Genomic DNA, 17,646 nt, shown 5'->3' with positions numbered 1-17,646 from the left:
CCCCCGCGCCACCGCGAACCGCTCGACGACCCCCGCCTCCGACCGCTTCCGCGACTTCATCGCGTCCGGCTGGGCCGAGCGGGAGGAGCCGCTGCCTGCTCCGCGCGAGCAGGCGTCCTTCGCCGCCTCCCGCCGCGAGCGCCTCTCCGCGCTGCACACCGGCGTGCGCATCGTCGTCCCGGCGGGCCGCCTCAAGCAGCGCGCGAACGACACCGACTACCCGTTCCGTGCGCACTCGGCCTTCACCTGGCTCACCGGCTGGGGCTCCGACTCCGAGCCCGGCGCGGTCCTCGTCCTCGAGCCCGCCGGGTCCGGCCACAGCGCGACGCTCTACTTCCGCGAGCGCGCGGGCCGCGACTCCGACGAGTTCTACGCCAACCCCGAGATCGGCGAGTTCTGGATCGGGCCGCGTCCGTCGCTCGCGCAGGTCGCGAGCGATCTCGGCCTCGCCACCCGCGGGATCGCCGAGCTCGACGCGGTCCTCGACGCGCACGACGGCGTCCCCCTCGCCGTGCTGCGCGAGGCCGACCCGGCGGTGACCGGCCGTCTCGACGCGGTCGAGGCCGACGAGCGGGCGGACCGCGACGCGGCGCTCGAGCGCGACATCGCCGAGCTCCGCCTGGTCAAGGACGCCTACGAGATCGCCGAGCTGCGCGCCGCCGTCGACGCGACGGGCCGCGGCTTCGAGGACGTCCTCTCCGACCTGCCGCGCATCATCGCCCACGAGAAGGGCGAGCGCCTGATCGAGGGCGTCTTCAACGGACGCGCGCGCGCCGACGGCAACGCGGTCGGCTACGACACCATCGCCGCGGCGGGCCCCCACGCCTGCATCCTGCACTGGACGCGCAACGACGGGCCGGTGCGCCCCGGCCAGCTGGTGCTGCTGGACGCCGGCGTCGAGCAGGACAGCTACTACACCGCCGACATCACGCGCACCTTCCCGGTGGACGGCCGCTACACGGACGCCCAGCGCCAGGTTCACGAGACGGTGCGGGAGGCGGCCGACGCCGCGTTCGCGATCGTCCGCCCCGGCATCCGCTTCCGCGAGGTTCACGCCGCGGCGATGGCCGTCATCGCGCGGCGCACCGCCGAGTGGGGCCTGCTGCCGGTCAGCGCCGAGGAGGCGCTCGAGGCCGACAACCAGCAGCACCGCCGCTACATGGTCCACGGCACCAGCCACCACCTCGGACTCGACGTGCACGACTGCGCCCGCGCACGGCGCGAGATGTACCTCGACGGACTGGTCGAGGAGGGCATGGTCTTCACCATCGAGCCCGGCCTCTACTTCCAGCCCGACGACCTCACGGTCCCGGAGGAGCTGCGCGGCATCGGCGTCCGGATCGAGGACGACGTGCTCGTCACCTCCGACGGCGCCGAGAACCTCTCGGCCGGCATCCCGCGCTCGGCCGACGACATCGAGGCGTGGATGGCCCGACTGGCCCGCTGAGGCCGGTCGCCCGCGGGGAGCCCCGGCCGCTCAGGCGGCGACGGGCAGCGCGAACTCCCCGCGGGCGGCGGCCAGCGCCAGCCCGTCGAGCAGCGTCGCCAGCTGACCGGCGGGAGCGTCCGGGTCCTCGGGATGCCACTGCACACCCACGAGGGGGGCCGCGACGTGCTCGACGGCCTCGATCACGCCGTCCTCCGCCCGGGCGACGACCCGCAGCCCCGGAGCGAGCAGGTCGACCGCCTGGTGGTGCGCGCTCTGCACCGCGAGCGCCTCGGATCCGAAGAGCCCGCCGAGCACGGAGCCCGCCGCGAGCCCGACCTCGTGCCGGTGCATGCGCTGGTGAGCAGGGGCCGCCGCGTTGACGTGCTCCGCCTCCGGCCCCAGGTCCTGCACCAGCGTGCCGCCGAGCGCGACGTTGACGATCTGCAGGCCGCGGCAGATGCCCAGCAGCGGGGTCCGGCGGGCCAGCGCCCGGTGCACCAGCGCGATCTGGGCGGCGTCGGCGCGCTCCGCGTGGGGGCCCTCGGCCGGGTAGCCGCGGTCGGCGCCGTACTGCTCGGGAGCGATGTCCTCGCCGCCCGCGAGGACGAGGGCGTCCGCCCCCGCCGTGCGCGCCAGCAGCTCCTCCGTGCCCAGCTCCTCGGCGGCGAAGCGCTCCGCCCGCCAGCCGCGCTCGTGCGCGAGGGCGAGGATGCGGCCGTTCAGGATCTGCACGTAGGCGTGGTACTCCTCGCGGCCCGGTCGCACGCGGGCGACCTCGACGATGGCGAGTGAGCGGGTCATGACTTCATCCTGGGCACGCCGCCGCCGCTGGTCGAACCGCCGTGTCACGCGGTGTCACACTCCGGCCGTACGATCACGGAGTGACCTCGCCGAGCCCGTCCCTCCCGGAGCGCGTGCAGCAGGCGCGCTCCGAGGTCTCCGTCCTCGCCGGGACCACTCCCGAGCGCCGGGTCCGACCGCTGCGCGAGGCCGTCGAGCACGTCGCCGCCGGCGGCTCCCCCGATCCCGGCGCCCTGCTCGACGCGGTCGACTCGCTGGTCGGGCTCGTGACCCGCGCCGAGGTGCAGCTGAGCGGCGTCGAGCGCTCCGTGCGGGACGACCTGGAGCGGGCCGCCACCCTCTCGGACCTGCGCACCTCGGCGCAGCTCGCCTCCGCCGCCGACGTGGCCGTCGCGTGCGCCGCGGCACGGTCGCTCCTCCTCGACGCCGACGACGCCCGGTCGGCCGGCGCCCGCCACGATCCTGCCGCGCTGCTGGTCCTGCTGCTCGACGCCGACTCCGCTCTGGACGCCGTCGTCTCCGGATACCGCGAGCCGCGCGCCCAGGCCGAGCGCCAGCTCCTGCTGTTCGAGGCGGCGCGCACCGCGGCCCGGCTCGGTGCCGAGTCGGTGCTGCTCCTGGCCGCCGTGCACGGCGAGCGCATCACCGCGGCACCCCGGATCCTCGCGGAGGAGACGCTCGGGCAGCTGGACACCGCGGTGCGCCGTGCGGCAGGCGATCCGGCCGGCGCTCTGGACGAGGCCCGCGCTGCCGCCGACCGCGCCCGCTCCGCACTCGACGAGGCCCTGGTCGACCTCGACGGCGCACCCCCGTCGCTCCGCCCCGCGGCCGTCCCCGGAGGCCTGCCCGCGGCCTGAGGACGCAGGCACCCGGCAGCGGCGCGCGTGCCATAGTGAGGGACATGGCCTCCTTCCTCGTCGTCCCCCAGTGGCAGGGCTCGGCGTCGACGCGCGCGATGCGCCTCGTCGACGGAGCCGAGGCGATCCGGGGCGATCTGCCCTCCTCCGCCACCACGACCCTCGACATCCCCGCCGAGGCGGGCGACGCTCAGGACACCGGCATCCGCCGCTACGCCTCGGTCGCCACCGTCGCCGAGCGGGTGCGCGAGGCCCTCTCGGGCCGCACCGATCCCGTGATCACGATCGGCGGCGACTGCGGCGTCGAGTTCGCGGCGATCGGGCACGCCGTCCGCTCGGCACCGGGTCCGGTCGCGCTGGTCTGGCTCGACGCCCACCCGGACGCGCACACTCCCGAGTCCTCCCCCAGCGGCGCCTTCTGCGGCATGGTCCTCTCGGCCGCGCTGGGCCGCGGCGTCGGCCTCCTGAGCGCGGGCGCCGAGGAGCGGGTGGCCGACGAGCGCGTCGTCCTTGCCGGTGTCCGCTCCGCCGACGACGGCGAGCTCGAGCCGCTGGTCGAGCGGGGGGCCGCGGTGCTGACCGCGGAAGCCCTCGACCCGGAGTCGCTCGTCGCGGCGGTCGAGGCGACCGGTGCCGCCTCCGTCTACGTGCACCTCGACCTGGACGTGCTCGACCCCGCCGATCTCGCCGGGCTGTTCGAGCCGGTGCCCTTCGGCGTGCCCGCGTCGCGCCTCGTCGCGAGCCTCGACGCCCTCCGGTCCCGCTTCCCGCTCGCGGGCGCCGGCGTCACCTCGTTCGCCCCGTCGTCGCCGACCGCGGCCGAGGACGACCTGCCCACGATCCTCCGCCTCCTCGGCGCTCTGTCCCGCGGGGCCTGAGAGAGCCCTGCCATCGGCGCGCAAGCCCGAGCGCGTGTCGGCGGCACCCGGCAAGATGGTCGGACGCGACCGAGCGGAGGAACGATGAGCGACGAGAGACCGCGCGTGCGCACCGAGCGGCGCGGAACCGTGCTCGCGATCGTGCTGGACCGGCCCGAGAAGCGCAACGCCGCCGATCTGCGGCTGCTCGCGGAGCTGGCGTCCGCGTACGGCGAGCTCGACCGCGACCCGGAGCTGCGCGCCGGCGTGGTCCTCGCCGAGGGCGGGCACTTCACGGCCGGGCTCGACCTCGCCGACATCGGGCCCCGTCTGGGCTCCGACGGCCTGGACTTCGTGCCCGAGGGCGGTCTCGACCCCTGGGGCCTGCGCACCCGCCCCGTGAGCAAGCCGGTGGTCATCGGCCTCCAGGGCACCTGCCTCACGCTCGGCATCGAGCTCGCGCTCGCGAGCGACGTCGTCCTCGCCGAGCGGTCCACCCGCTTCGGCCAGATCGAGGTCGCCCGCGGCATCCTGCCCTTCGGCGGAGCGACGCTGCGCTTCCCCCGCGCCGTCGGCTGGGGCGACGCGATGCGCTGGATCCTCACCGGCGACCTCTTCGACGCCGAGGAGGCCCACCGCATCGGCCTCGTGCAGCAGGTCGTCCCCGACGGGACGGTCGCCGAGGCGGCCTGGGCTCTGGCCGCCCGGATCGCCGCGCAGGCGCCGCTCGCCGTGCAGGCCGCCCTGGCCAGTGCCCGGCTCGCGGTCGCCGCGTCCGACGCCGAGGCCGCGGCCGCGCTCCCCGGGGCGCTCGCGCGTCTCGCGGTGTCCGAGGACGCGCGCATCGGCACCGAGGCCTTCCTCCAGCGCACGACGGCGGAGTTCACCGGACGATGAGCGACGAGAGCACCACCGTCACGGCGCCCGGCGGCTCCTCCCTCGAGGCGCAGCAGGAGCGGGCCGCGCAGCAGCTCGAGATCCGGCTCCGCTACGGCGACCAGGTGTGGGAGCTGCGCGAGGTCGACCACTTCGCCGTCTTCTCCCGCCGCAGCACCGCACGACGGGCCGGGCGCGTCCTCGTGGCCTCCGGCTTCCAGATCGCGATCTCGCGGCTGAGGCTGAGGCAGGTCCTCGTCGCGAGCCACCACGCCGCGGTCGACGAGGAGTCGACCACCGCGTTCCTCCGCCAGGTGATCGAGGCGGTCGAGAGCCACGGCGGCCGCTACGACGGCTGGCGGGCCGAGATCGTGCCGGCGCATTGAGCGCCGGGCACCCACCGACGACGGGGCTCGACGCCTCCGAGAACCCCAGGGAGACAGCATGAGCAGCACGACGGACGAGTTCGACGTCATCGTCATCGGAGCAGGACCGGTGGGCGAGAATCTCGCGGACCGCGCGGTCCAGGGCGGCCTCACCGCGGCCGTCGTCGAGAGCGAGCTCGTCGGGGGCGAGTGCTCCTACTGGGCGTGCATGCCCTCGAAGGCGCTGCTGCGGCCGCCGATGGCGCTCCGCGCCGCCCGTGATCTCCCCGGCGCGGCGCAGGCGGTGAGCGGAGGAGTCGACGTGCCCGCGCTCCTGGCTCGCCGCGACTCCTTCACCAGCCACTTCGACGACCACGGCCAGGTGCAGTGGCTCGAGGGCGCCGGCATCGAGCTCGTCCGCGGGCACGGCCGCCTGAGCGGCGAGCGCGAGGTGACCGTGACCGGACCCGACGGCGAGGTGCGCGTGCTCCGCGCCCGCTCCGCCGTCGCCGTCGCGACCGGCACCACCGCCGTCGTCCCCGACATCCCTGGCCTGCGCGCGGCATCCCCCTGGACGAGCCGCGAGGCCACCTCGGCCGAGGAGGTGCCGCCGCGCCTCGTCGTCATCGGCGGCGGAGTCGTCGCGACCGAGATGGCGACCGCCTACGCCGGCATGGGCTCCTCCGTCACGCTCGTCGCCCGCAGCGGACTCCTCGCGCCGTTCGAGCCCTTCGCCGGCGAGCTCGTCGGCTCGGCGCTCCAGGAGCTCGGCGTCGACCTGCGCCTCGGCGACTCGCCCGTCTCGGTCGAGCGCCGGTCCGACGGCACCGTGGCCGTGACGCTCGAGGGCGGCGACGTCATCGAGGCCGACCAGGTGCTCGCCGCGACCGGCCGCGCCCCGCACACCCGCGACGTCGGCCTCGAGACGGTGGGCCTCGAGCCCGGCTCCTCGCTGACGGTCGACGACACGATGCTCGTGCTGGGCGGCGACGGTGCTCCCCTCGGCGGCGGGCGTCCGTGGCTCTACGGGGTCGGCGACGTGAACCACCGCGCACTGCTCACGCACCAGGGCAAGTACCAGGCCCGTGCGGCCGGCGACGTGATCGTCGCGCGCGCCACCGGTGCCGAGGTCCACGACGCCCCCTGGGGAGCGCACGTCGCGACCGCGGACCACGAGGCCGTGCCGCAGGTCGTCTTCACCGACCCCGAGGTCGCGTCGGTCGGCCTCACCGCCGCGGCCGCCGAGAAGGCCGGCTACCGAACCCGCGTCGTCGACTACGAGATCGGCTCGGTCGCCGGCGCCGCCCTCGCCGCCGACGGCTACACGGGCACCGCGAGGATGGTCGTGGACGAGGACCGGAAGGTCGTCCTCGGCGTCACCTTCGTCGGCAAGGAGGTCGGCGAGCTGATCCACTCCGCGACGATCGCCGTCGTCGGCGAGGTGCCTCTCTCGCGCCTCTGGCACGCGGTCCCCTCCTATCCGACGATCAGCGAGGTCTGGCTGCGGCTGCTCGAGACCTACGGACGCGACAGCGCGTGAGCGCGCTCCGTCGAGCCGTCGCGACGGTGGCCCTGGATCCGGCGATCACCCGGCCGGGCTACCTCTTCGCGTGCGCGGTCGGACTCGCCTGGGGCGCGCTGTGGAGCACGGGCCCGATCCGGCGCAGCCACGGCCTCGTCGTCTTCACCGGTCTGCCCTCCTGGGCGTTCGGCCGCGGAGGGTCCTGCGTCGGCACGAGCTACCTCACGGGCACCAACGTCTCCGACAGCGTCCTCGAGCACGAGGCCGTGCACAAGGAGCAGTGGCGGCTCTACGGGATGTGGTTCCCGTTCGCGTACACGGTGGCGGGTCGCGATCCGCTGCGCAATCGATTCGAGATCGAAGCCGGTCTCGAGAAGGGCGGATATCTCCGTGGTCACTGACATGACGGGGCGCGTCGTCGTCCTCACCGGAGCGAGCTCCGGCATCGGCCGGGTCGCGGCGGGAGCGCTGGCGTCCGCCGGTGCCCGCGTGGCCGTGGTCGGGCGGAACCCCGAGCGCACCCGCGCGGTCGCCGCCGACGTGGGAGGGGACGCGTTCCTGGCCGACTTCGACCGGCTCGACGACGTCCGCGCCCTGGCCGACGGCCTCCTCGAGCGCTACGAGCGGATCGACGTGCTGGCGAACAACGCGGGCGGGCTCGTCTCCCACCGCGCCGAGACGGTCGACGGCCACGAGCGGACGATCCAGAGCAACCATCTCGCGCCGTTCCTGCTCACGCGGCTCCTGCTCCCGCGGATGATCGAGACCTCGAGGGAGCGGGCCGGCGTCCGCGTCGTCTCCACGGCGAGCCTCGCGAACCGCTTCGGTCGCCTGAGGCTCGACGACCTCGACAACCGCCGCGGTCCGTGGCTCGGCGGCTGGCGGGCGTACGGCACGTCGAAGCTGGTGACGATCCTCTTCATCCGCGAGCTGGCGGAGCGGCTGCTGACGACGTCGGTCGACGCGTACTCGTTCCACCCGGGCGTCGTCTCGACGAGCTTCGGCGCCGACAGCACGATGATGAAGCTGATGACGAGCCTCTCGGTCGGCTCCTTCGGCATCTCCGCCGAGGCGGGTGCGGTGCCGCTGATCACCCTCGCCTCCGAGCCCGACGTCGGTGCCGCCAGCGGCACCTACTTCGACCAGCTGACACCGCACGGCTCCCTGAACCCCCAGGCCCGCGACCGCGCTCTCGCCCACGACCTCTGGACCCTCTCCAGCCGCCTCGTGGGCGTGTCGCCCACCCTGTAGCCCGCTGCCGCTCCCCGCCGCCGCCGACTCGACGCGGGGGCGGCGCGGAGTACCCGACCCGCTCGCCGGGAGGATCTCGACACACCCTCTCCGAGGGCTGCCCGATCAGCAGGTCTGTGCGCGGTCGCCCGACTCGGTCTGTGCCCGCGAGCTGCTCGATCAGCCGCGAAATCGGTCGGGCGTGGATCTCGAAACTCCCTCTCCGAGGGCTACCCGATGAGCATGTCCGGGCGCGGTCGCCCGACTCGCCAGGCACCCGAGAACCGCTCGATCACGCGCGAAGTCCGTCGGCAGTGACTCTCGAGACGCCCTCTGCGAGGTCCGCTCGATCAGCATCGTCCTCCGCGGCCGCGCTCTCGGCGCGCCGTCCCCCGCGGCCGCGCCCCCGGCGCGCCGTCCCCCGTGGTCGCGCCCCCGGCGCGCCGCACCCCTACGAGCAGCGCCCGGAGCGTCGCAGGGCGACGTTCTGCAAGGCGGAGGAGGAAGCGATACCGGCGGTATCGCGCCCGACGACAACGCCGCAGAACGTCGCCCTGCGACGCTCCGGGTCAGTTGGACTCTTGGCGGCCGAGGCGCCAGTACCCCATGAACGCCACGCGCTTCCGGTCGAGTCCGAGCTCGGTGACGAGGCAGCGGCGGATCAGCTTCACGGCGCCGGCTTCTCCGGCGATCCAGGCGTAGAGGCCGGGGTCGGTGCTCTCGTCGGGGACCTCCCAGAGCATCTCGTGGTCGACGTCGATGTCGCTGACGTCGACGCCGCGGTGGTGGGCGGTGAGGAAGCGGGTGGCCCAGGCGCGGACCGCGTCGCCGAGGGCCGCTCCGGGGGCTGCCGCGTCGGCGCGGACGATCCAGGTGACGTGGACGCCGGCGGGGTGGCGGAGCGGGAGGCGGTCGTGGGCGGTGGGGACCTCGAGGAACGCGGCTCCGGTGGCGTCGTCGTCGAGGCTCTCGAGGATCGCGGCGATGGCGGGGACGGCCGTCTCGTCGCCGGCGAGGAGGAGGGAGGTGGCGGCGCCGGGGTGGAACTCGACTCCGCCGCCGGGGAGGTCGGAGCGCGTGTCGGGCGCGATGATGACGATCTGGTCGCCGGCGCGGGCGCTCTCGACCCAGGCGGAGGCCGGTCCGGTGTCGCCGTGGGCGGCGAAGTCGATGTCGACCTCGGCGTCCTCGGGGCGGAAGGCGCGGATGGTGTAGGTGCGGAGCGGGTTCCGGAGCTCGTCGGGGAGCTGTCGCCAGCGGCCGTACCAGTCGGGGTCGAGTCCGTCGGGTCCGTCGGGGTCCGAGACGGAGGCGAGGAAGGCGGGGGCGTCGGAGGCGGCGGTGGGGACGACGAGCTTGATGCGCTGGTCGGGGCCGGTGCAGCCGACGTGGTCGAGGCCGGTGCCGGTGAGGGTCACGCGGATGAAGTGCGGGGCGATCCGGGTCGCTGCGGCGACGGTCGCGAGGTACGGCCGGTAGGCCGGTCGGGCGGGGGCGGCGGTCGTCGGAGGCATCGCCTCAGTCTCGCACAGAAGGTAAGCCTTGCCTAACACTTAGCCGGGACGCCCGGCGGACGGTCAGCGCGCGGCGTGCTCGGCGGAGGTGCGCAGGCGCGCCTCGACGTCGGCGGCGAGCTCGGCGACGACGGGGCCGGCCCCGCCGATCCAGGCGCAGAAGTCGTGGCGGCCGTCGGCCCACGGGTAGTCGCCGTCGACGACCGACATCTCGCCGACCCAGGCCCGGACCGCGCGGTCGAGTGCGACTCCGCGGGAGCAGCGCTCACCGGTGCCGGGGGCGCCCGAGCGCTCGGAGCGGCCGAGCCAGGTGACGCAGACCCGTCCGGGGGCGGCGAGCGGCGGCAGTCCGCGCGCGTCGTCGACCTCGACGAAGACCTGGCCGCGGGCGTTCGCGGGGAGGGTGTCGAGGATGCTCTGGATCCACGGCACGACGGTCTCGTCGCCCGCGATCAGGAACTGCTTCACGTCGACCGGCGCGGAGCCGTCGCGGTCCTCGAACATGCACATCGTGTCCGAGTATAGGCAAGGCTTACCTCAGTGACCAGAGCCGGACCTGACCATCCGCCGTGCGGCCGCGCCCGGACCCGTCACCGCTGCGGCCTCCCCCGTCACCACTGCGGCGGGTGCCGCCTCTGCCAGCGCGCCCGCCGCTCGAGCTGTGCGCCGATCGCCAGCAGCGTCGCCTCGCCGCCGGGTCGCCCGATCAGCTGGACTCCCATCGGCAGGCCCTCCTCCGTGGTGCTCAGCGGAAGGGTGATCGCGGGGAGGCCGCTCACGTTCACGAAGGACGTGTACGGCGTGTAGAGGCACTGCTGCTCGAAATTGCGCTCGGGATCCTCGAGGTCGTACCAGCCGACGGGGCGCGGCGTCATCGCCAGCGACGGCGTCAGGACCGCGTCGACGCCGGAGAACGCCGCGATCACCGCGCGCTCGTAGCCCGAGAGCCAGGACGCCGCCTCGACGATCTCGCGGGCGGAGCGCCGGCGTCCCTCCTCCACCAGCCAGCGGGTCAGCGGCTCCAGCAGATCGAGGTCCGCGCCCTCGACGGGCAGGGTCGCGGCGCCGCTCTGCCACAGCGTCCGGAACGCGGCGGGGTACGGGGCGCTCGGGGGGAGCGACGCCTCCTCGAGCCCGTGGCCGAGGGCGGCCAGCGCGGCGATCCCCTCGTCCAGCGCGGCGCGCGCCTCCGGAGCGAGAGCGATCTCGTACTCCTCGTCCCAGGGCGAGTCCGTCAGCACGCCGATCTGGAAGCGCCCCTCTCCGCGCACCGCGGCGCCGAGGAACGAGCCGTCGCCGTCACCGGGCGCGCCGAGCGACCAGCGCTGCGGGAGGCGGCCGTTCGTCCGCTCCAGCATGCCCTCGAGCAGGAGGCCCGCGTCGGCGACCGAGCGGGTGATCGGCCCGGCGACCGTCAGGCCGCCGACTCCGCCGATGCCGGAGAGCGCGGCGACACGTCCGCGGGAGGGCTTCAGTCCCACCAGGCCGCAGGCCGCGGCGGGGATGCGGATGGACCCGCCGCCGTCCGAGGCGGGGGCGAACGGCAGCAGTCCCGCGGCGACGGCGACCGCTGCTCCTCCGCTGGATCCGCCGGCCCCGAGGCGGGTGTCCCAGGGCGTGACGGCGGGCGGGCCGATCCGCGTCTCGGTGTAGGAGGGCATCCCGAACTCGGGCGCCGCGGTCTTGCCGAGGCTGACCGCTCCCGCCGCGTCGAGCACCTCGACGATCTCGTCGGAGGCGGTGGGCACGTGGTGCTCGCGCAGCCGGGATCCGAATGCGGTCCGCACGCCCGCGCGCCGCCAGAGGTCCTTGTCGCCGCTCGGCAGGCCCCAGAGCGGAGCGGTTCCGGGCCCGGTGCCGAGCGCTGATGCCCGCTCCCGCGCCCGATCGGCGGTCACCGTGGCGAAGGCGCCCAGCTCCCCGTTCCAGCGCTCGATCCGGGCGAGGTAGTGATCGGCGAGCTCGAGAGGCGTGACCTCTCCGCGCTGCAGCCAGTCCCACTGCTCCTGGGCGCTGAGGTGGTGGAGTTCGAACATGGAACGACCCTATTCCGCCGCTCCGGGGAGCCGGCGGAACAGGGTCGTGGGGGTCAGGCCGCGCGGCGGCCGCTCTCGCTCGCCTCGTCGATGCCCCTCCGGGCGCCGTCGGGCACCACGGTGTCGCGGTCGATGCGGGCGCCGGTCGCGATCACGGCCGAGCGTCCGATGCGGGAGTAGCTCCCGATCCGCGCCCCCGGTCCGATGATCGCCTCGGGCCCGACGTGCACGTTCGCACCGATGAAGGCGCTGTGCCCGATCATGGCGTCGCGGTCGACCCAGCTGCCCGCGCCGATCCAGGCGCGCTCGCCCACGGTCGCGCCGGGCTCCACGTAGGCGCCGGTCTCCACGTACGCGGTCGCCGAGACGCGCGATCCGGGAGCGACCATGCCGCGTCCGTTCGCGTGGCGGCGGTAGACGATCTCGTCGTCACTGCCGCGCGCCCCTCGACCCTTGTCCATCCCTGTTCCTGCCATCTGCCTCTGGCTCCTCCGAGCTGTCCGGTGGGCGGGGCGCCGAGCCCCGTCCCGTCATCGGTAGACAACAGCGGCGAGCGCCCGCGCATTCCCCGTTCGGGGGGCGCTGGCGCGGGGTGGAGGCGGGTCGGCGGGCGGAGCGGAGAGCGGGCGGCGGAGCGGACCCGCGCGGGCGTCCCCGGAGCGTCACTCCACCGCGTCGGCGACCGCGGTCACGACCGCGCGGAACCGGTCCGGCGCCTCGCGGATCCGCCGCCGGAGGAGGACCCCGGCGAGCGCCGACGAGGCGGGTGCGGCGACCAGCTCGCACTCGACCCGGGCCCCCTCCTCGTCCGCCAAGACCCGCCACTGCTCGACGCCGAGCACGGGGAGTCGGCGCTCGAGCCTGCTCCCCCGCCGCTCGTAGGCGCCGTCGGCGGCGAGGACGTCCGCGAGGGCGGCGAGCACCGGGGCGGGGTCGGCGTGGAGGACGGAGGCGAGGGCGAGGAGGCTGCGCACGGCGGCAGTCTCGCACGCCCCCGCGTCAGGAGCGGGCGTCGAGGACGCGCCGGAGCCAGTCGAACGACGCCTTGGGCACGCGGTCCCGGCTGCGCGTGTCGACGGCCACGAGCCCGTGCGGGCGGCTGTAGCCGTGCTGCCACTCGAACGCGTCGACCAGGGTCCAGAGCTGCACGGCCTCCACCGGCAGTCCGTCGTGGACGGCCTCGGCGAGAGCGGCCAGGTGCGCCCCGAGCCAGCGGATCCGCTCCGTGTCGACGATCGCACCCTCGCGATCGGGCTCGTCGGGGTAGCTCGCGCCGAGCGCGGTCACCACCAGCGGCGGCAGGGCGTCGCCGTAGCGCTCCACGAGGGACCGCAGCACCGAGACCACCGCCCAGGGCGCGACCGGCGAGCCGTCGCCCGTGCGGTCCAGCTCCGGCCAGGGCGCCGTGTGGAAGGGGAGCGCGGGAGGAGCGCCCACCCCGGTCGGCAGCGCCGGGTCGCGGCCCGACACGATCCGCAGCGGCGGCAGCGGCGCGACCGCGTAGAAGTCGAGCGGAGCCGAGATGCGCGCGAGGTCGACCGGATCCGCCTGCGCGAGGGCGCCGAGGAACGGCGGCAGCTCCTCCGGTCCGACCGGGTAAAACCCGGTCAGCACGGCGTCGGCCACCAGGCGGTTCCGCAGGACGTCCGCCAGGGAGGCGAAGGCGCGGTCCCGGTCGTCGTCGGAGGCGGGCTCGACCGGCGCGAGCGCGTCGACGAGGCCGATCCTCCCGGTCACCTCCGCCGCCCGCAGCGCCTCCAGCGCCACACCGTGCCCGAGGAGCTGGTGGTGCAGCGCCGGCAGGGCGCTGAACAGCCGGCCGGCGCCCGGCGCCTGCCGCGCGAGCGCGTAGCCCTCGAGCATCACCGTCGACGGCTGGTCGAGGGTGATCCAGTCGGCGACCCGGTCGCCGAACCGCCCGCCGAGCTCGAAGGCGAGATCGCCGAAGCGGAACGCGGTGTCGCGGTTCATCCAGCCGCCGCTGAGCGCCGACGGGGTGTCGCGGTGGTGCAGGGTCAGCGCGACCCGGATCCCCGTCTCGGCGAGCCCGTCGAGCAGGCGGTCGTAGAAGCCGAGCCCTCCGCGGTCGATCGGCCCGCGGCCGTCGGGCTGCAGCCGGGGCCACGAGACCGAGAGCCGGAGCTCGTCGACGCCGAGATCGACCAGCAGCGCGAGGTCCTCGCGCCAGCGCAGGAGGAAGTCCGTCGCGATCTCGGGAGTGGCCTCCTCGGCGATCGTCCCCCGTCGCAGCGCGAAGTCGTCCCACACCGACCGGCCCCGGCCGCCCGTCTCGAGGGAGCCCTCCGTCTGGAAGGCGCTCTGCGCCAGTCCGATGCGCAGGCCCGGCGGCAGGAGCCCGCCCAGCTCGCGCGGATCGTCGAAGCGCGCGGCCTCGACGCGCACCTCCCGCCGATCGCGCCCGCGGGCCTCGTCTTCGCGCATTCCACTGTCCTCCGGATCTGATCGACGGGTATATTCTCGCGGAAGCGCTCTCCCGGATCTCCCCGACTCCCCCGACCGGCCGAGACGCCTCCTCCGGATGGTGTACATCCGGGAACAGTGGTGCGGCGCGCTTGACAGCTCCCCCCTGCCCCCGTGCAATGGACGCATCGTGAAATCGGGCGTCGACGTGGCAGTACCGGGGGGTTCACCGGTCGTGCCGGTGCCCCGACTCCGCCGATCCCCGCGCCGCACGGCCGCCCTGCTGCTGGTGCTCCTCGCGGCCGTCGCCTCCGTCTCCGGCCTGGCCGCGCCGGCCGCGCAGGCCGCCGCTCTCGCGATCACCGCTCCCTCCTCCGGCACGGTCCTCAGCACGGGAGCGACGACGGTCACCGGCACGGCGACGGCCGGGGACCAGGTGCAGATCGGGCTCCGCGGCGGCGGCGACCCACTCTGCATCACCACCGCGGGCCCCGACGGCGGCTGGAGCTGCGCCGTCTCCCTCGACGACGGGCCGGCGACCCTGGTCGCGGTGGAGCTCCTCGCCGGCGGCGGGACCACCTCGGCCGCCGTCCCGATCGCCGTCCTCAGCGCCCCCGTCATCGAGTCGGTCGACGGCTCGGCGACCTCCGCGGGCTCGGTCCGCGGCACGGCCTACCCCGGCGCGAGCGTCGCCGCGGTCTCGAACGGCGGCGCCGCGTGCCTGGCCACCGCCGACTCCGGCGGCGCATGGTTCTGCCAGCTCGCCCCCACTCCGGCGCCGGGCAGCTACCGCGTCACCGCGACGCAGACCGCCTCCTTCGCCGGCAGCGCCGCCTCGCCGGCCAGCGCGCCGGTGACCCTCGTGGTCGACACCGCTGCTCCTGCCGCCCCCGCCCTCACCTCGCCGTCGAACGGCGCCGCCCTGCCGCTCAGCGGCGCGTCCTACTCCGGGACGGGCGTGGACGGCACTCGCGCCTACGTGTACGTGGACCGGGTCAACACCTGCGACGCGGCGGTCAGCGGAGGCGCCTGGAGCTGCACCGGCGGCACGATCACGGCGGGCGCGCATCGGGTCTCCGCCATCGCCGGCGACAGCGCCGGCAACTACAGCCCGCCGAGCCCCTGGGTCGACGTGACCTTCGCGGCGGCGACGACCGCTCCCACCGGCACGCCCAGCGCGACGACGCCGGCCGCCCCCGGAGCCGCGCCCAGCGCGCCCGGGGCCGCCGCGTCTCCCGCTCCGAGCAGTGCGGCGCCGACCGCGTCCCCGTCGCCCGTCCGCCCCGGGGAGACCGCGCCCACGCCCGAGGACGAGCCGACCGCCGAGCCCACCGCAGCGCCGGTCCCGGCTCCCGACGTGGACGGCGGTGACGTGCCGCCGCAGCCCGCCCCCGACGCCGGATCCGAGCCGGGCGGCTGGAGCGCGGCGACCGGGATGACCACCGCGCTGTCCGCCGGATCGCCCGTCGTCTCGATGGCCGACTGGATGCGCTCCCTCGCCCTCGCTCTGCTCTCGCTCGCCCTGGTCGTCGTGCCGGCCCGCCTCGCCGCGGCCGGGCGCGCGCCCCGCGCCGAGCGCAGCTGGCACCTCACGGGCCGGAACCGCGCCGCCGTCGAGTACGACGACAAGCCGGACACCGGTCCCGCCTCGCCGCGCCTGATGGTCGTCGGGATGATCGGCTGCGCAGCCGGCCTCGTCCTGCTCTCGGGACGCGTCGACGGCCAGCCCGCCTACCTGCGCCTGCTGATCGCCGTCATCGTGGCCGTCGCCGTGGTCAACGCGGTCGCCGCCGCCGTCCCCGCGCTGGTCGGCCGACGGATCGGCGTCAGCGGGATCGGCGTCGTCGCCGCTCCGCGCGCGCTGCTCCTGGTCGCGGCGGCCGCTCTCGTCTCGCGCTTCGCGGGACTGGACCCGGCGCTCCTCTTCGGCGTGGTGATCGGCCTCGTCCTCCCCGAGGGCGCATCCGCCGTCGACCGGGCGAAGCTCTCCACCGTCCGCGTCGTCTCGCTGCTGGGCCTCGCCGGACTCGCCTGGGGCGCCTCCGCCGTGGTCCCGCCCGACGGCTCGTTCGGCTCCGTGCTCGCCGCGGAGGTGCTCAGCGCGACCACGCTGATCTCGGTCGGCTCGAGCGTGGTGCTGCTGTTCCCGGTCGGGCGCCCCGCCGGCCGCAGCATCCTGCGCTGGTCCCCGCTGCTCTGGCTCGGGCTCACGCTCCTCGCGACGACCGTGCTGTTCGTGCTGCTCACCCCGACCATCGCGTCCTGGTCGACCGACGGCGGAGCGGGCCCGGTGCTCTTCGCTGTCGTCGCCTTCAGCGCGGTGTGCACGTCGATCTGGGCCTGGCGGCGCTTCGTCGAGTCGGAGTAGCCGGGCTCGGGGGCCCGCTCAGCCGATCGAGACGGGCCGGTCGAGGTCGTCGCCCGGCAGCACGTCGGCCACGGCGCCGACGGTCAGCTCGCGCAGCGTCGCTATGCCGCCGTAGACGCCGAGGAACGCGGTGTCGGCCGCGTCGCGTCCCGTCGCGATCCGCACGAGGCTCGACCGCGGCGCGAGCGTCGTCGCGTCGACCGCCCGCCACTCCCCCTCGATCCAGGCCTCCGCGACCGCGTGGAAGTCCATCGGCTGCAGTCCCGGGGCGTACACGGCCGCCAGTCGGGCGGGCACGTCCAGCGCACGGAGGAGGGCGACGACGAGGTGCGCGAAGTCGCGGCAGACGCCGCGGCGGGCGAGCAGCGTCCGCTCGGCCCCGTCCGTCGGAAGGCTCGAGCCGGGGACGTACGCCAGCCGCGTGCCGACCCAGGAGCTCACCGCGTGCAGGAGGTCCGCCCCGGCGAGGCCGGCGAACTCGGCCCGGGCCGTCGCCCACAGCACGTCCGACTCGGCGTAGCGGCTCGGCCGCAGGTACCGCAGCCGGTCCACCTCGTCGCCCTCGAGCGGATCGAGGCGTCCCAGGACGCGCGCGGAGTAGTCCACGACGAGGTGCCCGACCGGCGCGTCGAGCACGTGCAGCCGGGTGCCGTGCTGGTCGATCACCTCGCGAGCGGCGAGCGGGCGGCCGTCGACGGTGAGCGTCAGCGACTCCTCCGCCCCGTACGCGTCGGCCACCGCGATCGAGAGGACGAGGGCGGCCGGAGCCGCGACGTCGAGGGTCAGGTGGGCCGAGACGTCGCGCTGCATGGGGCTCTTCTCCGGGGCGTGGCGGGTGGGGGTCAGGCGCCCTGCTCGCCCTTCGGCGGCGGGGTGGGGGCGGCGTCCGGCTCCTGCACGAGCTGCAGCCCGCCAGACGAGTTCGCCGAGACGGTCAGCAGGTCGATCCAGGTGCGGTTGATCGAGGGGACCCGTCCGCCGAAGTACTTGAAGTAGAGGGGCAGGGAGGGGTCGAGCCAGATGCTCGAGCGGCCGTCGCCGACCGCGGGGTCGTCCCGCCACGAGAAGAAGAAGCTCTCGCGGCGGCGCAGCTTGTTGGCGATGACGATCTGGACGTGCGTGAGCGTGCGGTCGTCGAACTCGATCTCGACTCCCGAGGCTCCGTAGAGCAGCTTCCCCATGGGGGCCTCCCGGCCGCCCGTCGCCGGGCGGTGCATGACGGTGCCCGCGGGCACGAGAAGCGGGACCGTTCCGGCGCCCGCCGTGGACCGGGCGGCTCGCATCCGGACGCGGGCGCCCGAGCGCGGAACCGCCCGGTGACGACTCTAGGCGAGGCGGCGCGGGCGCGCGGGATCCTCGTCCGATTCCCG

At 75.3% G+C, this 17,646-nt stretch carries 18 protein-coding genes; 9 read left to right on the top strand and 9 right to left on the bottom strand.

Annotated features, from left to right (window positions below; all coding sequences use genetic code 11):
• The coding region (locus C5C95_RS13845) for an aminopeptidase P family protein (protein WP_104324670.1) at positions 1-1,447 on the top strand (1,447 nt) is incomplete at its 5' end.
• 30 nt (positions 1,448-1,477) lie between these two features.
• Here C5C95_RS13845 and C5C95_RS13840 read toward each other — a convergent pair.
• A complete protein-coding gene (locus C5C95_RS13840) occupies positions 1,478-2,230 on the bottom strand; it encodes a gamma-glutamyl-gamma-aminobutyrate hydrolase family protein (protein ID WP_104248220.1) in 753 nt (250 codons plus the stop codon).
• A gap of 80 nt (positions 2,231-2,310) precedes the next feature.
• Between C5C95_RS13840 and C5C95_RS13835 the strand changes: the two genes are divergently transcribed.
• From C5C95_RS13835 to C5C95_RS13805, 7 genes are all read left to right on the top strand, one after another.
• On the top strand, positions 2,311-3,087 hold the full coding sequence (locus tag C5C95_RS13835; RefSeq protein ID WP_104239623.1) for a hypothetical protein: 777 nt from the start codon (positions 2,311-2,313) through the stop codon (positions 3,085-3,087).
• A 44-nt stretch (positions 3,088-3,131) separates the two neighbouring features.
• Positions 3,132-3,965, top strand: coding sequence for an arginase family protein (locus C5C95_RS13830; protein WP_104324669.1), 834 nt, complete (start codon positions 3,132-3,134; stop codon positions 3,963-3,965).
• Positions 3,966-4,049: 84 nt separating this feature from the next.
• Positions 4,050-4,841: a crotonase/enoyl-CoA hydratase family protein gene (locus C5C95_RS13825; protein ID WP_104267031.1), complete on the top strand. Its 792-nt coding sequence runs from the start codon at positions 4,050-4,052 to the stop codon at positions 4,839-4,841.
• Entirely contained in the window at positions 4,838-5,206 is a 369-nt protein-coding gene (locus tag C5C95_RS13820) for a ribonuclease E inhibitor RraB (protein ID WP_104225032.1), read from the top strand. The genes C5C95_RS13825 and C5C95_RS13820 overlap by 4 nt, the downstream gene beginning before the upstream one ends.
• A gap of 58 nt (positions 5,207-5,264) precedes the next feature.
• Positions 5,265-6,725 carry an NAD(P)/FAD-dependent oxidoreductase gene (locus C5C95_RS13815; protein WP_104225031.1) on the top strand — a complete coding sequence of 487 codons (1,461 nt, stop codon included), beginning with the start codon at positions 5,265-5,267 and terminating at the stop codon, positions 6,723-6,725.
• The gene (locus C5C95_RS13810; RefSeq protein ID WP_104227423.1) at positions 6,722-7,108 is read left to right on the top strand and encodes a Fe-S oxidoreductase; all 387 of its coding nucleotides are present in this window, start codon (positions 6,722-6,724) and stop codon (positions 7,106-7,108) included. Before C5C95_RS13815 ends, C5C95_RS13810 begins: the two co-directional genes overlap by 4 nt.
• A complete protein-coding gene (locus C5C95_RS13805; RefSeq protein ID WP_244230659.1) occupies positions 7,098-7,958 on the top strand; it encodes an SDR family NAD(P)-dependent oxidoreductase in 861 nt (286 codons plus the stop codon). The genes C5C95_RS13810 and C5C95_RS13805 overlap by 11 nt, the downstream gene beginning before the upstream one ends.
• Before the next feature lie 548 nt (positions 7,959-8,506).
• Here the strand turns inward: C5C95_RS13805 and C5C95_RS13800 are convergent.
• From C5C95_RS13800 to C5C95_RS13775, 6 genes are all read right to left on the bottom strand, one after another.
• The gene (locus tag C5C95_RS13800; protein ID WP_104324668.1) at positions 8,507-9,451 is read right to left on the bottom strand and encodes a siderophore-interacting protein; all 945 of its coding nucleotides are present in this window, start codon (positions 9,449-9,451) and stop codon (positions 8,507-8,509) included.
• 63 nt (positions 9,452-9,514) lie between these two features.
• The gene (locus C5C95_RS13795; protein ID WP_104248226.1) at positions 9,515-9,961 is read right to left on the bottom strand and encodes an SIP domain-containing protein; all 447 of its coding nucleotides are present in this window, start codon (positions 9,959-9,961) and stop codon (positions 9,515-9,517) included.
• 101 nt (positions 9,962-10,062) lie between these two features.
• Positions 10,063-11,487, bottom strand: a complete 1,425-nt coding sequence (locus C5C95_RS13790; RefSeq protein WP_104250108.1) for an amidase — start codon at positions 11,485-11,487, stop codon at positions 10,063-10,065.
• A 53-nt stretch (positions 11,488-11,540) separates the two neighbouring features.
• Positions 11,541-11,948, bottom strand: coding sequence for a transferase (locus C5C95_RS13785; protein WP_181125686.1), 408 nt, complete (start codon positions 11,946-11,948; stop codon positions 11,541-11,543).
• Positions 11,949-12,149: 201 nt separating this feature from the next.
• Positions 12,150-12,461 (bottom strand): hypothetical protein, encoded by a 312-nt coding sequence (locus C5C95_RS13780; RefSeq protein WP_104324666.1) that lies wholly within the window; start codon positions 12,459-12,461, stop codon positions 12,150-12,152.
• A gap of 25 nt (positions 12,462-12,486) precedes the next feature.
• Positions 12,487-13,929, bottom strand: coding sequence for a glycoside hydrolase family 1 protein (locus tag C5C95_RS13775; protein WP_181125684.1), 1,443 nt, complete (start codon positions 13,927-13,929; stop codon positions 12,487-12,489).
• A 220-nt stretch (positions 13,930-14,149) separates the two neighbouring features.
• Between C5C95_RS13775 and C5C95_RS13770 the strand changes: the two genes are divergently transcribed.
• On the top strand, positions 14,150-16,276 hold the full coding sequence (locus tag C5C95_RS13770; protein ID WP_146087090.1) for a hypothetical protein: 2,127 nt from the start codon (positions 14,150-14,152) through the stop codon (positions 16,274-16,276).
• An 18-nt stretch (positions 16,277-16,294) separates the two neighbouring features.
• Here the strand turns inward: C5C95_RS13770 and C5C95_RS13765 are convergent, their stop codons facing one another.
• Both C5C95_RS13765 and C5C95_RS13760 read right to left on the bottom strand, forming a co-directional pair.
• The gene (locus C5C95_RS13765; RefSeq protein ID WP_104234572.1) at positions 16,295-17,086 is read right to left on the bottom strand and encodes a transglutaminase family protein; all 792 of its coding nucleotides are present in this window, start codon (positions 17,084-17,086) and stop codon (positions 16,295-16,297) included.
• A gap of 32 nt (positions 17,087-17,118) precedes the next feature.
• On the bottom strand, positions 17,119-17,457 hold the full coding sequence (locus tag C5C95_RS13760) for an ATP-dependent DNA ligase (RefSeq protein ID WP_104324671.1): 339 nt from the start codon (positions 17,455-17,457) through the stop codon (positions 17,119-17,121).
• Positions 17,458-17,646: the final 189 nt, after the last annotated feature.

Source organism: Rathayibacter sp. AY1B7 (assembly GCF_002932735.1).
In the GTDB taxonomy this organism is placed as follows: Bacteria; Actinomycetota; Actinomycetes; order Actinomycetales; family Microbacteriaceae; genus Rathayibacter.
Note: the sequence above shows the minus strand (reverse complement) of the source record. Positions and strands in the feature narration are given on the sequence as shown.

What these genes read in the sequence shown, in the direction of transcription:
- C5C95_RS13840 (WP_104248220.1), bottom strand. Translation starts at nt 2,230, where the DNA reads ATGACCCGCTCACTCGCCATCGTCGAGGTCGCCCGCGTGCGACCGGGC.
- C5C95_RS13830 (WP_104324669.1), top strand. Translation starts at nt 3,132, where the DNA reads ATGGCCTCCTTCCTCGTCGTCCCCCAGTGGCAGGGCTCGGCGTCGACG.
- C5C95_RS13825 (WP_104267031.1), top strand. Translation starts at nt 4,050, where the DNA reads ATGAGCGACGAGAGACCGCGCGTGCGCACCGAGCGGCGCGGAACCGTG.
- C5C95_RS13820 (WP_104225032.1), top strand. Translation starts at nt 4,838, where the DNA reads ATGAGCGACGAGAGCACCACCGTCACGGCGCCCGGCGGCTCCTCCCTC.
- C5C95_RS13815 (WP_104225031.1), top strand. Translation starts at nt 5,265, where the DNA reads ATGAGCAGCACGACGGACGAGTTCGACGTCATCGTCATCGGAGCAGGA.
- C5C95_RS13800 (WP_104324668.1), bottom strand. Translation starts at nt 9,451, where the DNA reads ATGCCTCCGACGACCGCCGCCCCCGCCCGACCGGCCTACCGGCCGTAC.
- C5C95_RS13795 (WP_104248226.1), bottom strand. Translation starts at nt 9,961, where the DNA reads ATGTGCATGTTCGAGGACCGCGACGGCTCCGCGCCGGTCGACGTGAAG.
- C5C95_RS13790 (WP_104250108.1), bottom strand. Translation starts at nt 11,487, where the DNA reads ATGTTCGAACTCCACCACCTCAGCGCCCAGGAGCAGTGGGACTGGCTG.
- C5C95_RS13785 (WP_181125686.1), bottom strand. Translation starts at nt 11,948, where the DNA reads ATGGACAAGGGTCGAGGGGCGCGCGGCAGTGACGACGAGATCGTCTAC.
- C5C95_RS13775 (WP_181125684.1), bottom strand. Translation starts at nt 13,929, where the DNA reads ATGCGCGAAGACGAGGCCCGCGGGCGCGATCGGCGGGAGGTGCGCGTC.
- C5C95_RS13765 (WP_104234572.1), bottom strand. Translation starts at nt 17,086, where the DNA reads ATGCAGCGCGACGTCTCGGCCCACCTGACCCTCGACGTCGCGGCTCCG.
- C5C95_RS13760 (WP_104324671.1), bottom strand. Translation starts at nt 17,457, where the DNA reads ATGGGGAAGCTGCTCTACGGAGCCTCGGGAGTCGAGATCGAGTTCGAC.